The organism is Variovorax sp. 22077 (assembly GCF_052044195.1).
Lineage (GTDB): Bacteria > Pseudomonadota > Gammaproteobacteria > Burkholderiales > Burkholderiaceae_C > Variovorax > Variovorax atrisoli.
Map to the genome: position 1 here is coordinate 1 of NZ_JBQEQC010000025.1, position 14,128 is coordinate 14,128.

Annotated in this window: 16 protein-coding genes; 4 read left to right on the top strand and 12 right to left on the bottom strand. The window is 67.7% G+C overall.

Annotated elements, in window-relative coordinates; translation table 11 throughout:
- From ACTJLF_RS28125 to mscL, 3 genes are all read left to right on the top strand, one after another.
- On the top strand, positions 1-988 hold a 988-nt coding region (locus tag ACTJLF_RS28125; RefSeq protein ID WP_440884351.1), incomplete at its 5' end, for a YadA-like family protein.
- 185 nt (positions 989-1,173) lie between these two features.
- Complete coding sequence (locus tag ACTJLF_RS28130) at positions 1,174-3,663, top strand: tetratricopeptide repeat protein (RefSeq protein WP_132752360.1); 2,490 nt, start codon at positions 1,174-1,176, stop codon at positions 3,661-3,663.
- Between the two features lie 59 nt (positions 3,664-3,722).
- Entirely contained in the window at positions 3,723-4,154 is a 432-nt protein-coding gene (mscL, locus tag ACTJLF_RS28135; RefSeq protein WP_019654386.1) for a large conductance mechanosensitive channel protein MscL, read from the top strand.
- A 113-nt stretch (positions 4,155-4,267) separates the two neighbouring features.
- Here the strand turns inward: mscL and pdxA are convergent, their stop codons facing one another.
- Genes pdxA through ACTJLF_RS28150 form a run of 3 tightly spaced genes read right to left on the bottom strand, consistent with a single transcriptional unit; the run spans position 4,268 to position 7,459 of the window.
- A complete protein-coding gene (gene pdxA, locus ACTJLF_RS28140) occupies positions 4,268-5,302 on the bottom strand; it encodes a 4-hydroxythreonine-4-phosphate dehydrogenase PdxA (protein ID WP_019654387.1) in 1,035 nt (344 codons plus the stop codon).
- Positions 5,303-5,333: 31 nt separating this feature from the next.
- The gene (locus ACTJLF_RS28145) at positions 5,334-6,107 is read right to left on the bottom strand and encodes a Nif3-like dinuclear metal center hexameric protein (RefSeq protein WP_019654388.1); all 774 of its coding nucleotides are present in this window, start codon (positions 6,105-6,107) and stop codon (positions 5,334-5,336) included.
- A complete protein-coding gene (locus ACTJLF_RS28150; RefSeq protein WP_019654389.1) occupies positions 6,104-7,459 on the bottom strand; it encodes an MFS transporter in 1,356 nt (451 codons plus the stop codon). The genes ACTJLF_RS28145 and ACTJLF_RS28150 overlap by 4 nt, the downstream gene beginning before the upstream one ends.
- Positions 7,460-7,753: 294 nt before the next feature.
- Between ACTJLF_RS28150 and ACTJLF_RS28155 the strand changes: the two genes are divergently transcribed.
- Positions 7,754-8,914: a trypsin-like peptidase domain-containing protein gene (locus tag ACTJLF_RS28155; RefSeq protein ID WP_019654390.1), complete on the top strand. Its 1,161-nt coding sequence runs from the start codon at positions 7,754-7,756 to the stop codon at positions 8,912-8,914.
- Between the two features lie 181 nt (positions 8,915-9,095).
- Here the strand turns inward: ACTJLF_RS28155 and tatC are convergent, their stop codons facing one another.
- The 9 genes from tatC to ACTJLF_RS28200 all read right to left on the bottom strand — a co-directional run bounded on the left by tatC (position 9,096) and on the right by ACTJLF_RS28200 (position 14,027).
- Positions 9,096-9,908 carry a twin-arginine translocase subunit TatC gene (tatC, locus tag ACTJLF_RS28160; protein WP_019654391.1) on the bottom strand — a complete coding sequence of 271 codons (813 nt, stop codon included), beginning with the start codon at positions 9,906-9,908 and terminating at the stop codon, positions 9,096-9,098.
- Positions 9,909-9,978: 70 nt separating this feature from the next.
- On the bottom strand, positions 9,979-10,440 hold the full coding sequence (gene tatB / locus ACTJLF_RS28165) for a Sec-independent protein translocase protein TatB (protein ID WP_019654392.1): 462 nt from the start codon (positions 10,438-10,440) through the stop codon (positions 9,979-9,981).
- A 16-nt stretch (positions 10,441-10,456) separates the two neighbouring features.
- Positions 10,457-10,705 (bottom strand): Sec-independent protein translocase subunit TatA, encoded by a 249-nt coding sequence (tatA, locus tag ACTJLF_RS28170; RefSeq protein ID WP_019654393.1) that lies wholly within the window; start codon positions 10,703-10,705, stop codon positions 10,457-10,459.
- 65 nt (positions 10,706-10,770) lie between these two features.
- Positions 10,771-11,130 carry a histidine triad nucleotide-binding protein gene (locus ACTJLF_RS28175; RefSeq protein WP_132752359.1) on the bottom strand — a complete coding sequence of 120 codons (360 nt, stop codon included), beginning with the start codon at positions 11,128-11,130 and terminating at the stop codon, positions 10,771-10,773.
- A complete protein-coding gene (locus ACTJLF_RS28180) occupies positions 11,120-11,509 on the bottom strand; it encodes a DUF4870 family protein (RefSeq protein ID WP_126182688.1) in 390 nt (129 codons plus the stop codon). The genes ACTJLF_RS28175 and ACTJLF_RS28180 overlap by 11 nt, the downstream gene beginning before the upstream one ends.
- 13 nt (positions 11,510-11,522) lie before the next feature.
- On the bottom strand, positions 11,523-11,918 hold the full coding sequence (locus ACTJLF_RS28185) for a phosphoribosyl-ATP diphosphatase (RefSeq protein WP_126182687.1): 396 nt from the start codon (positions 11,916-11,918) through the stop codon (positions 11,523-11,525).
- A complete protein-coding gene (gene hisI / locus ACTJLF_RS28190) occupies positions 11,915-12,313 on the bottom strand; it encodes a phosphoribosyl-AMP cyclohydrolase (RefSeq protein ID WP_184605003.1) in 399 nt (132 codons plus the stop codon). The genes ACTJLF_RS28185 and hisI overlap by 4 nt, the downstream gene beginning before the upstream one ends.
- A 68-nt stretch (positions 12,314-12,381) precedes the next feature.
- Complete coding sequence (gene hisF / locus ACTJLF_RS28195) at positions 12,382-13,167, bottom strand: imidazole glycerol phosphate synthase subunit HisF (protein ID WP_019654398.1); 786 nt, start codon at positions 13,165-13,167, stop codon at positions 12,382-12,384.
- Positions 13,168-13,193: 26 nt separating this feature from the next.
- A complete protein-coding gene (locus ACTJLF_RS28200; protein WP_132752358.1) occupies positions 13,194-14,027 on the bottom strand; it encodes a D-hexose-6-phosphate mutarotase in 834 nt (277 codons plus the stop codon).
- Positions 14,028-14,128: the final 101 nt, after the last annotated feature.

The following is a 14,128-nucleotide window of genomic DNA, read 5'->3' on the forward strand; positions in this document are numbered from 1 at the left end:
CGCCACCAACGTCAGCACCACCAATCTGACGGCCAGCAACGGAACGATCAACACGCTGAGCGCCACCAACGTCAGCACCACCAATCTGACGGCCAGCAACGGAACGATCAACACGTTGAGCGCAACCAACGTCAGCACCACCAATCTGACGGCCAGCAATGGCACGATCAACACGTTGAGCGCCACCAACGTCAGCACCACCAATCTGACGGCCAGCAATGGCACGATCAACACGCTGAGCGCAACCAACGTCAGCACCACCAACCTGACTGCCAACGCCGGCACGATCAACACGCTGAGCGCCACCAACGTCAGCACCACCAACCTGTCGGCCAGCCGCGGCACGATCAACACGCTGAGCGCGACGAACGTCAGCACGACCAACCTGTCGGCCGCCAGCGCCACGGTCAATGCACTGACCGCCGGCACGGTCGCCGCCACGACGGTGAACGCCAGCACGGTGAATGCCACCACCGGCAACTTCCAGACGATCACCGCGGCCAACGGCAACATCACGGTGCTGAACACGCAGACCGGCAACATCACCACGATCAACGCCGTGACCGGCAACGTCACGACGCTGAATGCGGGCACGGTCAACGTCACCGGCAACGTGAATGCGGGCGGCACCATCACCGCAGGCAACGGCGTGGTCGCCAACGGGCGCGTGCAGAACGTGGCCCCGGGCGTGCTGCCGACGGATGCCGCGAACATGTCGCAGTTGAACCAGGTCCGCAGCGAGGTGCAGGACATGCGCAGGACCAGCAGCACCGGCGCGGCCATCGCGCTGGCCGCGGCCTCGGTGCCGGCGCTCGAGGCGGGCAAGAACTTCGGCATCGGCGTGGGCGTGGGCTCGTACGACGGCCGGTCGGCCATCGCTGCAGCGGCCAGCTTCCGCATCGGCGAAGGCGCGCAGATCAAGCTGAACATCGGCAGCGGCAACAACGGCAAGGTCGGCGGCGGCATCGGCGCCTCCTGGTCCTGGTAATCCGCCCGGCACTTCCGCGGCGCCAGCGAGCGCGCCGCGGGAATGCCAGCGGATGCAATCGAAAGGCCGGCCCCTATACTGGGTGACCGGCCTTTTCACTTGTGCGGAAGGCCGGCACCGAAGCGGCCGCAATCACTGTCCCGACCCAGTCTCGACTCCAGACTCGACACTCTTCACGCGGATTCATGAACTCACCTTCTCTCGCTCCCGCTCCCTCCACGCCGGCCGCGGACGCCGGGCAACTCCTGGAGCAGGGTCTGGCGCTGCACCGGGTGGGCCGCTTCGCGGAGGCCCTGCAGGTCTACGAGGCGCTGCTGTCGCGCTTCCCCGAGCATGCCGACGCGCTGCACCTCAGCGGCGAGGCGCTGTACCGGCAAGGCCGTCCCAAGCTGGCGCTGAACTACGTGAACCGGGCGATCGCACGGTCGCCGCACCACTTCTACTTCAACACCCGCGCGACGATCTTCATGCACATGGGCCTGCCGAACGAAGCGCAGCAGGACCTTCGCCGCGCGATCAAGGCCCAGCCCAACTACCCCGAGGCCTACGTGAACCTGTCGGCGGTCTATCGCCAGCAGAAGAAATTCCGCCAGGCGCGCGAAGCCGCCGCCGAGGCCACGCGGCTCGCGCCGCAGGCACCCGCCGCATGGAACAACGCCGGCGCCATCGACATGGAGCAGGACCGCTTCGACGAGGCGATCACGCAGTTCGGCCGCGCGCTGGCGCTGGACCCAGGCTACGCCGCCGCGCACAAGAACATCGGCAAGATCCGCGCGCACCAGAAGGACTGGGCCGCCGCGCTCGGCGCGTATGAAAAGGCCGCCGCCGACCCGATGGACTGCGAGGCCGCGTTCATGCTCTCCAGGGCGCTGCAGGCCTGCGGACGCATCGAGGAGGCGATCGAACCGATGCAGCGCGCCATGCGCAACTGGCCGGCCGAGGAGCGCCACAAGGCGCTGTCCGACCCCGAGGGCGTGGCTGCGCTCTACGGCGTGTGCGGAGCGCTCGAGGGCGTGTCGATGCGCTTCGCGGAGTCGGCCGAGCTCTACAGGCTCGCGCTCGAAAGCCTGCCCGAGCACGAGCTGCTGCTGAACAACCTGGGCACGGTGAACTTCCGGCTCGGCCGCTTCGACACTGCCATCGAGGTGCTGAAGAAGGCCCTCGAGGTGCACCCGCGCCAGGTGCTCGCGCGATGCAACCTGGGCGTGACCTACGTGATGGCAGGCCAGTCGAAGGAGGCCATCGCCGAGTTCGAGCAGTGCCTGCGCGACGATCCCGACTTCATGCCCGCCATGGTGTGGATGCTGGGCGAGAAGGCGCACATCGCCGACTGGAACGGCGTGCCCGAACTGCGCGAGCGCATCGCGGCGCTGCTCGACAACCCGAGCAACGACCAGACGGTGTCGTCATTCATCCTGATGTCGAACTACGACGACGCGCGCCGCCTCATGAACTGGACGCAGCGCTCCGCCCTGCTGGCCGACCGCAACACGGCCATCAGGCCCTTTGCCGATGCGGGCGCGCGCCGCACCTCGCCGCGCATCCGCGTGGGCTACTACTCCTTCGACTTCCGCAACCATCCGGTGGCGCACCTGACGGCAGAGCTCTATGGCCGGCACGACCGCAAGGAGTTCGAAGTCTTCATCTACTCCTACGGCCCCGACGACGGCCACCCCGCACGGGCGCGCATCGCCGCCACCGCGGAACATTTCGTCGACCTGCAGGGCCTGTCGATCCAGCAGATGGCCGAGCGCATCCGCGACGACGAGATCGACATCCTGGTCGACCTCTCGGGCGACACGCGCGGCGCCAAGCCGCAGGTGATGGCCTACCACGCGGCGCCCGCGCAGCTCATGTGGCTGGGCTACATGGGCACCAGCGGCACGCCCAACTACGACTACCTGGTGTCCGACAACTTCCTCTCGCCGCCGGGCACGGAAGACTGCTACTCCGAGAAGCTGCTGCGCCTGCCGGAGACCTTCCAGGTCATCGACACCCAGCGGCCGGTCAATCCGCACAGGCCCACGCGCGCCGAGCACGGCCTGCCCGAAGACGCCTTCGTGCTGTGCAACTTCTCGCAGTCCTTCAAGATCCAGCCCGAGACCTTCGAGGCCTGGGTGCGCATCGTGCAGGGCATTCCGAACTCGGTGCTGTGGCTGGCCCAGGGCCCGAACGGCTTCGAGCAGAACCTGCGCGCGCAATGGGAGAAGGCGGGCCTGCCGGCCGAGCGCCTGATCGTGTCGCCGCGCATGCCGGTCGATCAGCACCTGGCGCGCATCGGCCTGGCCGACCTGTTCATCGACACCTTCCCCTACAGCAGCGGCGCGACCGCGAACGACGTGCTGTGGTCGAGCGTGCCGCTGCTGGCGCTCACCGGCACGACGATGGTGTCGCGCATGGCGGGCAGCCTGCTGCGCGCCATCGGACTGCCGGAGCTGGTGGCCACGAACCACGCGGAGTATGTCCAAAAGGCCATCCACTACGCCACGCACCGGGAAGAGCTGGCGGCGCTGCGCTCGCGCCTCGCGAAGGCCAAGGAAGCGCGCAGCGGCTACTTCGACACGCCACGCTTCGTGCGCCACCTGGAAGACGGCTACAGGCAGATTGCCTCGCGCAGTCGTGAAGGGTTGCCGGCTGCGCACGTCGATGTGGCACCGCGCCCGCTGGAGAAGTGAGCAATCGCGGGCATACTCGGCTCTCCTTCAACAGCAGAGCTCCAGCAGCCTTTTGAATCATGAGCATCCTCAGTGAATTCAAGGAATTTGCCGTCAAGGGCAACGTCATCGACCTCGCGGTCGGCGTGATCATCGGCGCGGCCTTCGGCAAGATCGTCGACTCGCTCGTGGCCGACATCATCATGCCGCTGGTGGGCGTGGTGTTCGGCAAGCTCGATTTCTCGAATCTCTACGTGGTGCTGGGCACGGTGCCGCCGGGCGTCGCGAACACGCTGGCGGACCTGAAGAAGGCAGGCGTCCCGGTGCTGGCGTACGGCAACTTCATCACCATCGCCGTCAACTTCGTGATCCTCGCCTTCATCATCTTCATGATGGTCAAGCAGATCAACCGCCTGAAGCGCACCGAGGAGCCGGCGCCCGCCGCAGCCCCCGCGACACCCGAAGACGTGGTGCTGCTGCGCGAGATCCGCGACAGCCTCAAGCAGCGCTGAACCTGTTGCCCGCCCCAGGCTGCGCGCACTTCATGTCGCGCACGCCTTGACCCTGCCGGGCAACACCCACGGCCCGGCAAAGCCGGTTCCGCGGTGTTTCTGGAGAAGTCGGTTCAGCTCAGCGTGCGAGCCATGCGCAGCGCCTCCACGAGGCTGGACGCATCGGCCCGCCCCGTTCCGGCAATGTCGAACGCGGTACCGTGATCGGGACTGGTGCGCACGAGCGGCAGGCCCAGCGTCACGTTCACACCCTTTTCCACGCCCAGGTACTTGACCGGGATCAGTCCCTGGTCGTGGTACATCGCGATCACCACGTCGAACTCGCCGCTGGACGGCACGCCGTTCTTGGCGCGTGCGCGCATGAAGACCGTGTCGGGCGCGTGAGGCCCGCTGGCATCGATGCCCTCGGCGCGCGCCGCCTCGACGGCCGGCGCGATGATCTCCCGCTCCTCCGAGCCGAAGAGCCCGCCCTCGCCCGCATGCGGATTGAGCCCCGCCACGCCGATGCGCGGCGCGCGGCCCAGCGCGTGCGTGAGCGCACGGTGCGTGATGCGCAGCGTCTCCAGCACGCCCTCGAAGCGCACCGCCTCGATGGCCTTGCGCAGCGACATGTGGATGCTGACGAGCACGGTGCGCAGCTCGTCGTTGGCCAGCATCATGCGCACCGGCACGTCGGCCACGGTGCGGCCCAGGTGCGCGGCCGCCTCGGCCTGCAGCAGCTCGGTGTGGCCGGGGTACGGAAAGCCGGCGGCCGACAGCGCCTCCTTGTGCAGGGGCGCGGTCACGATGGCGCCGATCTCGCCGCGCAGCGCGGCCCGCGCGGCCCACACCACGCATTCGCCCGCCACGCGGCCGGCCTCGGCGCTGATGCGGCCCGTTTCGATGCCAGAGGGCGGCGCGATCACCTGCAGTACCGGGATGCAGCCTGGCGGAACACTGGCCGCCTCGGCGACCGATTCGATCTCCAGCACCGGCCAGCCGGGGCGGCCGTCGGCGGCCAGGGCCTGCGATGCCTTGCGCAGCGTGCCCACGTCGCCGGCGACGAAGGCGCCACGCGTCGCTTCGGGCGCGTCGCGGAAGGCCTTGACGATGATTTCAGGGCCGATGCCGGCGGGGTCGCCCAGCGTGATGGCGATGGAGCCGCTCATTGGAAATACACCTCCGTGCTCCGCGCCGCGCTCATGCCGGGTTGTCGATGTCGATGAACTCGTGCGTCAGCCCGAGCTGCGCAGCCACGTGCCCCGCCACCGCGGGGGCGCCGTAGCGCTCGGTGGCGTGATGCCCGCAGGCGAGGAAGGCCACGCCCATCTCCCGCGCGTAGTGGGCCTGCGGCTCCGAGATCTCGCCGGTGATGAAGGCGTCGGCGCCGGCCGCGATGGCGGCCTCGAAGTAGCCCTGCGCGCCTCCGGTGCACCAGGCGATGTTCCTGATGGGGCGCTGTGCGGCATCGACCAGCGTCACCGGCCTTTTCAGCACGCTCTCGACGTGGGTGGCGAGCGTCCTGGCGCTGTCGAAGCTCCCGCCGCCTTCCTGCGTGCCGATGAAGCCCAGCTCCTGCTCCCCGAAGCGGCCGCCCGGACCGGTATGCGCCACGAGCCCCAGCTTCAGGCCCAGCTGGGCGTTGTTGCCGAGTTCGGGGTGCGCGTCGAGCGGCAGGTGGTAGGCGAAGAGATTGATGTCGCGGCCCAGCAGCAGGCCGAGGCGCTGCTTCATCCAGCCGGTGACGCGGCCGTCCTGGCCGCGCCAGAAGAGGCCGTGGTGGACGAAGATGGCATCGGCGTCGGACTCGATAGCGGCCTCGATCAGCGCGCGGCTGGCGGTCACGCCCGAGACGATCTTTCGCACCACGGTGCGCCCTTCGACCTGCAGGCCGTTGGGTCCGTAGTCCTTGAAGCGCCCGGGGGCCAGCAGCAGGTCGAATGCGTGAAGCAGTTCGTGGCGGGTTGTGCTCATCGCGCCATTGTCGCGCCGCGCGCGGGCGCCACGCCACCGTCGCGCATCGCATGGCCGCGCGCGGCCAGGGGCAGCAGCGCCAGCAGGAAGCCGAGCGCGGCCAGCACCGCGACGTAGTGCGCGGGCGCCATCGTGTCGTGCTGCAGCCAGAGCGTCAGGATCACCGGCGTGAGCCCGCCGAAGACCGCGTACGACATGTTGTAGGCGAAGGAAAGCCCGGTGAAGCGCACCGGCGCCGGGAAGGCGCGCACGCCCGCGATCGGCACGGTGGCGATGGAGCCCACGAACAGGCCCACCAGGCCGTAGTGCCAGAAGAGCGTCGCCGGCGTACCGGGCAGGCCGCTGTAGAAAAGGTAGGCCGTGGCGAACAGGCCGCCCCAGCCGATCAGCATGACGGCCCGGGTGCCGATGCGGTCGCTCGCCCAGCCGGCCAGCACGCAGCCCAGCGTGAGCGTCAGCGTGGCCAGGGCGTTGGCCTCCAGCGCCATGGCAGCAGGAATGTGGTGCACCTTCTGCAGGTAGGTGGGCGTGTAGAGCACCACGACCACGATGGCGGCCGACAGCACCCAGGTCAGCAGCGCGACGTACACGCAGGCCAGGCGATGCTCGCGCAGCACGGTGCGAAGCGGCAGCTCGCGCGCCGCGTTGCGGCGGCCGGCCAGCTCCTTGAACACCGGCGTCTCATGCAGGAAGCGCCGCAGGTACACCGACACCAGCCCGAACACGCCGCCCAGGATGAACGGAATGCGCCAGGCGAAGTCGCTCACCTGCTCGGGCGAATAGTGGCGGTTGATGGCCACCGCGATCAGCGAGCCCAGCAGGATGCCGCCGGTGATGCCCGAAGTCAGCACGCCGATGCCCAGGCCGTAGCGCTTTTCCGGCACGTGCTCGCCCACGAACACCCAGGCGCCGGGCATCTCGCCGCCGATGGCCGCCCCCTGCAGCACGCGCATCGCCAGCAGCAGCAGCGGGGCCGCCACGCCGATGCTGGCGTAGGTGGGCAGCAGGCCGATCACCAGCGTGGGCGCCGCCATCAGGAAGATCGACAGCGTGAACATGCGCTTGCGGCCGAAGATGTCGCCGAAATGCGCGATGACGATGCCGCCCACCGGGCGCGCCAGATAGCCGGCCGCGAAGATGCCGAAGGTCTGCAGCTGGCGCAGCCAGTCGGGCATGTCGGCCGGGAAGAACAGCGCTCCCAGCACGGTGGCGAAGAACACGTAGATGACGAAATCGTAGAACTCCAGCGTGCCGCCGAGGGCGGACAGGCCGAGGGTCTTGTAGTCGCTCGAGGCGAGCGTGCGCGCCGGCACCGGCCGTGCGCCGTGCGGGGTGGTAGCTTCTGAAGTCATGGCAGGCAGGAAGATCTTGGCCGCGCGCCAACCCGCGAAACCGGGTGAGAAACGGAAAGAATGGCGCGCCGACGGAAGGCCTCGCCGCACCCGCCGGATGGGCGGCACGGGGGCCGAAAAACAGACGGACCGGGTGGGGCCGACCCGTGATACTAAGTGTTAACCCGAATTCACGCCCCGGCACCCTCCTAATCTCGACCGGCCCGGGCGGTCTCCGGACTGCCCGGTTGAGGGACAATTGACAACATTGCCGCGCTGCTTGCGGCTTTCCAACGTCTTTTTCACCAATCTTTCATGAAACGCACCTGGCTGCTATTTGCCCAAGCCGTGACCGTCCTGCTGGCGGCTTACTTCGTCGTCGCGACGCTCAAGCCCGAGTGGATCAACAAGCGCGCGACCTCGCTGGGCGGCGTGGTCTCGATCGTCGAGGCCCCGGCCAGCAACCCGGGCGTCACGGCCCCCGGCAGCCTGAGCGCGCCTGCCAAGAAGGCTTCGCCCGCAGTGGTCAGCATCAACACCAGCAAGGCCGCCCAACGCCACCCGCGCAGCAACGACCCGTGGTTCCGCTTCTTCTTCGGCGACCAGGACGACCAGCCCCAGGTGGGCCTGGGCAGCGGCGTGATCGTGAGCCCCGACGGCTACATCCTCACCAACAACCACGTGGTGGAAGGCGCCGACGAGATCGAGGTGACCCTCAACGACAGCCGCCACGCGCGCGGCAAGGTGATCGGCACCGATCCAGACACCGACCTGGCTGTGCTGAAGATCGAGCTCGACAAGCTGCCTGTGATCGTGCTGGGCGACTCCGACGGCCTTCAGGTCGGCGACCAGGTGCTGGCAATCGGCAACCCCTTCGGCGTGGGCCAGACCGTGACCAGCGGCATCGTGTCCGCGCTGGGCCGCAACCAGCTCGGCATCAACAACTTCGAGAACTTCATCCAGACCGACGCGGCCATCAACCCCGGCAACTCGGGCGGCGCGCTGATCGACGTGAACGGCAACCTGCAGGGCATCAACACCGCGATCTACTCCCGCTCGGGCGGCAGCATGGGCATCGGCTTCGCCATCCCTGTGTCGATGGCCAAGATCGTGCTCGAGGGCATCGTCAAGGAAGGCCAGGTGCGCCGCGGCTGGATCGGCGTGGAGCCGAGCGACCTGTCGCCCGAGCTGGCCGAGACCTTCGGCGTGAAGGCCGACTCCGGCGTGATCATCACCGGCGTCCTGCAGAACGGCCCCGCCGCCAAGGCCGGCATCCGGCCGGGCGACGTGATCACCTCGGTGGGCGAGAAGAAGACGGACAACGTGCAGGCCCTGCTGACCGCCGTGGCCGGCCTCAAGCCCGGCACGACCTCGCGCTTCGCGCTGCAGCGAGGCAGCGACAAGATGGAACTGGACGTGACGCCGGGACTGAGGCCGAAGAGCCCGGTGCGGCAGGTGCCGAATCAGCAGGAGTAAAAAGCTCTCCCCCAGGCTTCGCGCACTTCGTGTCGCTTCGCCAACCCCCTTCCGGGGGCAACACCAGCGGCCCGGCAAAGCCGGTTCCGCGGTGTTTCTGGAATTTTCGGGGTAGCTTGGCGGCTGGCTACGGGCCCGACGGGCGCAGCGGGCCCTGTCGCAGGGCCTGCTGGAGGGCTGGCTAGCTGGAGGCCGAGTCGGCGCTGCTCTGCTCTTCTTCGGACTTCTTGGTGCTGCTGGCGAAGTACTTGGCGCCGAGGATGCCCACTTCGTACAGCAGGCACATCGGCACCGCCAGGGCCAGCTGCGAGACCACGTCGGGCGGCGTGAGCACTGCGGCCACGACGAAGGCGACCACGATGAAGTAGCCGCGGAAGGACTTGAGCTTCTCGATGGTCACCATGTCGAAGCGCACCAGCAGCATCACCACGATCGGCACCTGGAACGCCACGCCGAAGGCGATGTAAAGCGACAGGATCGCCTCCACGTAGGAGGAGATGTCGGGCGTCGCCTGCACCGCGGCGGGCGCGAAGTGCTGGATGAAGCCGAACATCTTGTCCAGCACGAAGAGCTGCACGAAGGCGATGCCCGCATAGGCCAGCAGGCTGCCGAAGCAGATCAGGGGCAGCGCGAAGCGTTTCTCATGGCTGTAGAGGCCCGGCGCGACGAACATCCACGCCTGGTACATGAGCCAGGGCAGCGCCAGCAGCACGGCCGCCATCATCAGCACCTTCAGGGGCACGAAGAACGGCGAGAACACGCCGATGGCGATGAGCTTCGCGTCGTGCGGCATGTGGGCCTTGATCGGCACCGCGATCAGGTCGATCAGGCCGGCCGGGCCGGGCCAGATCGCCAGCAGCACACCCGCGACCACGAGGCCGTAGACGCAATAGAGCAGGCGGTCGCGAAGCTCCATCAGGTGCGCCACGAACGGCTGTTCGGTGCCCGCGAGCTCGTCTTCCTTGTCGTTGCTCTTGTTGTCTGAATCGGCCATTGGAAAAGAAGATAGCGTGACGTCGGCCGGCGTGCGGCGCTCGAAGAACGCGGTGAAGGGAGGAAAACCGCTAGTTGATCTTGTGCGGGCGGAAGCGTGCCACGCGCGCGGCTCCCGAGAGCGCCTTGGTGCGCACGCCGTTGCGCGCCTTGTACCACTGCGGCGTGGCGCCCTGCTTCAGGCGCCAGTTCTTGCGGGGGTGCTTGTAGACCGGCGGCGGTGGCGGCTCGGGTTCGGCCAGCGCCGAAAGGGTTTCGCCCGAACCGCTGAACTGCTTCTCGAACTCGCTCGCGCCCGTGTGGATGCTGTGCTCGACGTCGCGCGCCGCATCCTCGACGGTGGTCTTCATCTTGCGGAGCTCGTCGAGCTCCATCGAGCGGTTGACTTCGGCCTTGACGTCGTTCACGTAGCGCTGCGCCTTGCCCAGCAGCGTGCCGACGGTACGGGCCACGCGCGGCAGCTTCTCCGGGCCGATGACGATCAGCGCGACGACGCCGATCAGCGCCAGCTTCTCAATGCCGAGGTCGAGCACGTGCTGCTGCCCGTGCTCAGGACTTCTGACGCGCTTCGACGTCGATCGCCGACTTGTCGCCGTTGGCCGGCTGGCCGGTCACCTGCTGGGCGGGAGCCGAGGGTGCAGCGGAAGCGTCGGACGCGGAGCCGTCCTTCATGCCGTCCTTGAAACCCTTGACGGCACCACCGAGGTCCGAACCGATGTTCCGCAGCTTCTTGGTGCCGAAGATCATGACCACGACGAGCAGCACGATCAGCCAGTGCCAGATGGAAAAAGAACCCATGGAGAACTCCTAAGAATGTGTCCGATTTTAGTCGGGCGTAATGTGACAGTTTGGCTTAATGCCCGTCAGCCGCGAAGCCATGGCCGGGGGCCGCCCATGACATGGACATGGAGATGGTGAACCTCCTGCCCGCCCTCCGCACCCGTATTGACCACGACCCGGAAGCCGCCGTCCGGGTAGGGCCTGCAGCCCTGCTCCAGCGCCAGCTTGGGCGCCAGGGTCATGATCTTGCCCATCAGCGCCGAATCCTCGGGCGTCAGCTGGGCCATCGAGGGAATGTGCTTCTTCGGCACCAGCATGAAATGCACCGGCGCCCAGGGCGCGATGTCGTGGAAGCCGAACAGGTCCTCGTCTTCGTAGACCTTGCGGGAGGGAATCTTGCCCTCGATGATTTTGCAGAAGACGCAGTTCGGATCAGATGACATCTTTGGGTTCCATGGGACGGCCGTCGTTCATCCGGATCATGCCCTTCACGATCCGGTAGAGGAACCACAGCGAGATCAGGCTCCAGGCGATCCAGCCCGGCACGAAGAGCAGCAGCCAGAGCCACGAGGTGACGATGTACAGGAGCCCGGCCCACAGCACCGAGCGGATGCGCCAGCTGAAATGCGAGGCCTGCCAGGTGCCGGCCGCGTCGTCGCGCTTCACGAAGTCGATCACCAGCGCGATGAGCAGCAGCAGCACGGAGGCCTGCGCCCCCGGCACGACGGCGCCGATGGCCACGATCAGGTGCAGGATGTAACTGACCCAGCCCCAGGTCTTGAGCGAGTCGTCGGGTTCCACGTTCACGATGTCGTTGGCCATGGCAGGTGTCCTTTCAATCGTTGGGGGCTTCGGCTTCCCGTGCCTTCACCTTGCGAAGCGCCTTTTCCTCGATGCCGCTTGTGCCCTCGCGGCGCTCCAGTTCGGCAGTGACGTCGGCCGGAGAGAAACCGTAGTGCGCCAGCGCCACCATGGTGTGGAACCACAGGTCGGCCACTTCGTTCACTATTTTCGAGCGGTCGCCGCCGTGGTCGGCGTCCTTGGCGGCCATCACGACTTCGGTGGCCTCCTCGCCGATCTTCTTGAGGAAGGCGTCGGGGCCCTTGTGCAGCAGGCGCGCGACGTAGCTTTTCTCGGGGTCGCCGCCGCGCGCGGGCAGGCGGCTTTCGATGACCGCGGCCAGGCGGGCGAGCGCGTCGGAGGTGCTGTCGTTGTTCACTGTGGCCGTCACTTGTAGATCGATTCCGGGTCTTTCAAGACGGGCTCGACCGCTTTCCAGCCGCCGTTGTCGTACTTGTTGAAGAAGCAGCTGTGGCGCCCGGTGTGGCAGGCGATGCCCGGCTCGTGGCCGAGCTGGGTGACCTTGAGCAGCACCACGTCGCTGTCGCAATCGAGGCGGATCTCGTGCACGGTCTGCACGTGGCCCGACTCCTCGCCCTTGAACCACAGCTTGTTGCGCGAGCGGCTGAAATACACCGCGCGGCCCAGCTCGGCGGTCTTCTCGAGCGCCTCGCGGTTCATCCAGGCGAACATCAGCACGTCGTTGCTGCCCTGTTCCTGCGCGATCACGGGCACCAGGCCGTTCGCGTCCCACTTCACTTCATCGAGCCAGTTCATGGAAGGTATTGTCGGGGATGGCAAAAGACCCTTGGACAGCCTTTTGGGGCTGCCCGGGAGGCTGTCCGCGGGGCCATTCAGCGGTCGATGCGCACGGGAATGCCCCGCGCGGCCATGCGGGCCTTGGCCTCGCCGACCGTGTGCTCGCCGTAGTGGAAGATGCTCGCGGCCAGCACCGCGTCGGCGCCGCCGGTCTGGATGCCGTCGGCCAGGTCGTCCAGGCTGCCCACGCCGCCAGAGGCGATCACCGGTACGTTCACGGCGTTGCTCACCGCGCGGGTCAGCTCCAGGTCGAAGCCGCTCTTGGTGCCGTCGCGGTCCATGCTGGTCAAGAGGATCTCGCCGGCGCCGCGGCGCGCCATCTCGGCGGCCCATTCGACGGCGTCCAGGCCGGTGTTCTTGCGCCCGCCGTGGCTGTACACGTCCCAGCCCGCGCCGCGCGTGGCGGCCTCCTCGGGGCTGCGGCGCTTGGCGTCGATGGCGACCACGATGCACTGCGAGCCGTATTTCTGCGACGCGTCACTGATCACCTGCGGATCGGCGATGGCGGCCGAGTTGAAGCTGGTCTTGTCGGCGCCGGCGTTGAGCAGCCTGCGCACGTCGGCCACGGTGCGCACGCCGCCGCCCACGGTCAGCGGAATGAAGACCTGCGAGGCCACCGCCTCGATGATCGGCAGGATCAGGTCGCGGCCGTCGCTGGTGGCGGTGATGTCGAGGAAGGTGAGCTCGTCGGCCCCCTGCGCGTTGTAGCGCGCGGCGATCTCGACCGGATCTCCGGCGTCGCGCAGTTCGACGAAGTTGACGCCCTTGACGACGCGGCCGCCGGTGACGTCGAGGCAGGGAATGATGCGTTTTGCAAGCATGGTGGGGTAAGGAACCGGTGGGGTGGTCAGAGAACGCGCAGCTGTTGCCAGCCGAGCCATTGGGCGCCGGGCGCGAGCAGCACGGGCTCGTCGATGCGGGCCGCCTCCACGCAGAGCATGTGGCGATAGCCGTCTTCGGGCATGTCGGCGAGTTTCGCACCTAGCACGGCGCCGGGGTTCCAGACCACGGTCTCGGTGCAGGTAGGGCTCTGGGAGATTTCGACCGTGCCGCCCGGCTGCACCAGCTGCAGCGGCCGGCCCGGCGTGCCGTAGACGCTGTCGAACTCGGCCTCGAACTGCAGCGCCTGCGCCTTTTCGGCATGGCGCTCGTCGGTCAGCGAATCCCAGCGATCGGCGCCCTGGAGGCCCTCCAGGCGCGCATCGGCGATGTCGTCGACGCGCAGGTAGGTGTGCAGCGCCGCGGTGAAGGACCAGGGCGCGGCATCGGTGTTGACCAGGGTGAGCGCCGTGCGAAGCCCGCCGGGGCTCAGCGTTGCATCCAGCCGTGCCTCGAAAGAGTGCGGCCAGAGCCTGCGCGTGGCTTCGTTGTCGCGCAGCGTCAGGCGAAGCGTCTGGGGGACGTCGGAAGGGGCGTTTTCCCAAGGCAAATTGCGCATGAAGCCATGCTTGGGCAGCATGCCGCGCTGGTTAAACTGCGGGCAGCAAATGGGTATGCCGCCGCGGATGGCGGCCTGTCCGTCGAACACCGCGCGCGGGCTCAGGTAGAGCCTCTCCACAGCGTCGGCCGTGGTCCACGACAGCACATGGGCACCATGCAATGCGACGGTAAGGGTGCTTCCGTCGGCGCCGGTTGCGCGCATGGCGGGCTGGCCGCGGAACTCGATCAGGCTGGTTTCCATGTGAGGAATTGTAGGCAGCGCCCGTTCAGTGGCACGGAACTGGCATCCCGGCCCATTGCGCGGCCGGGGCCTTCTTGGATACCCTGTGGCCGCCTGCACCG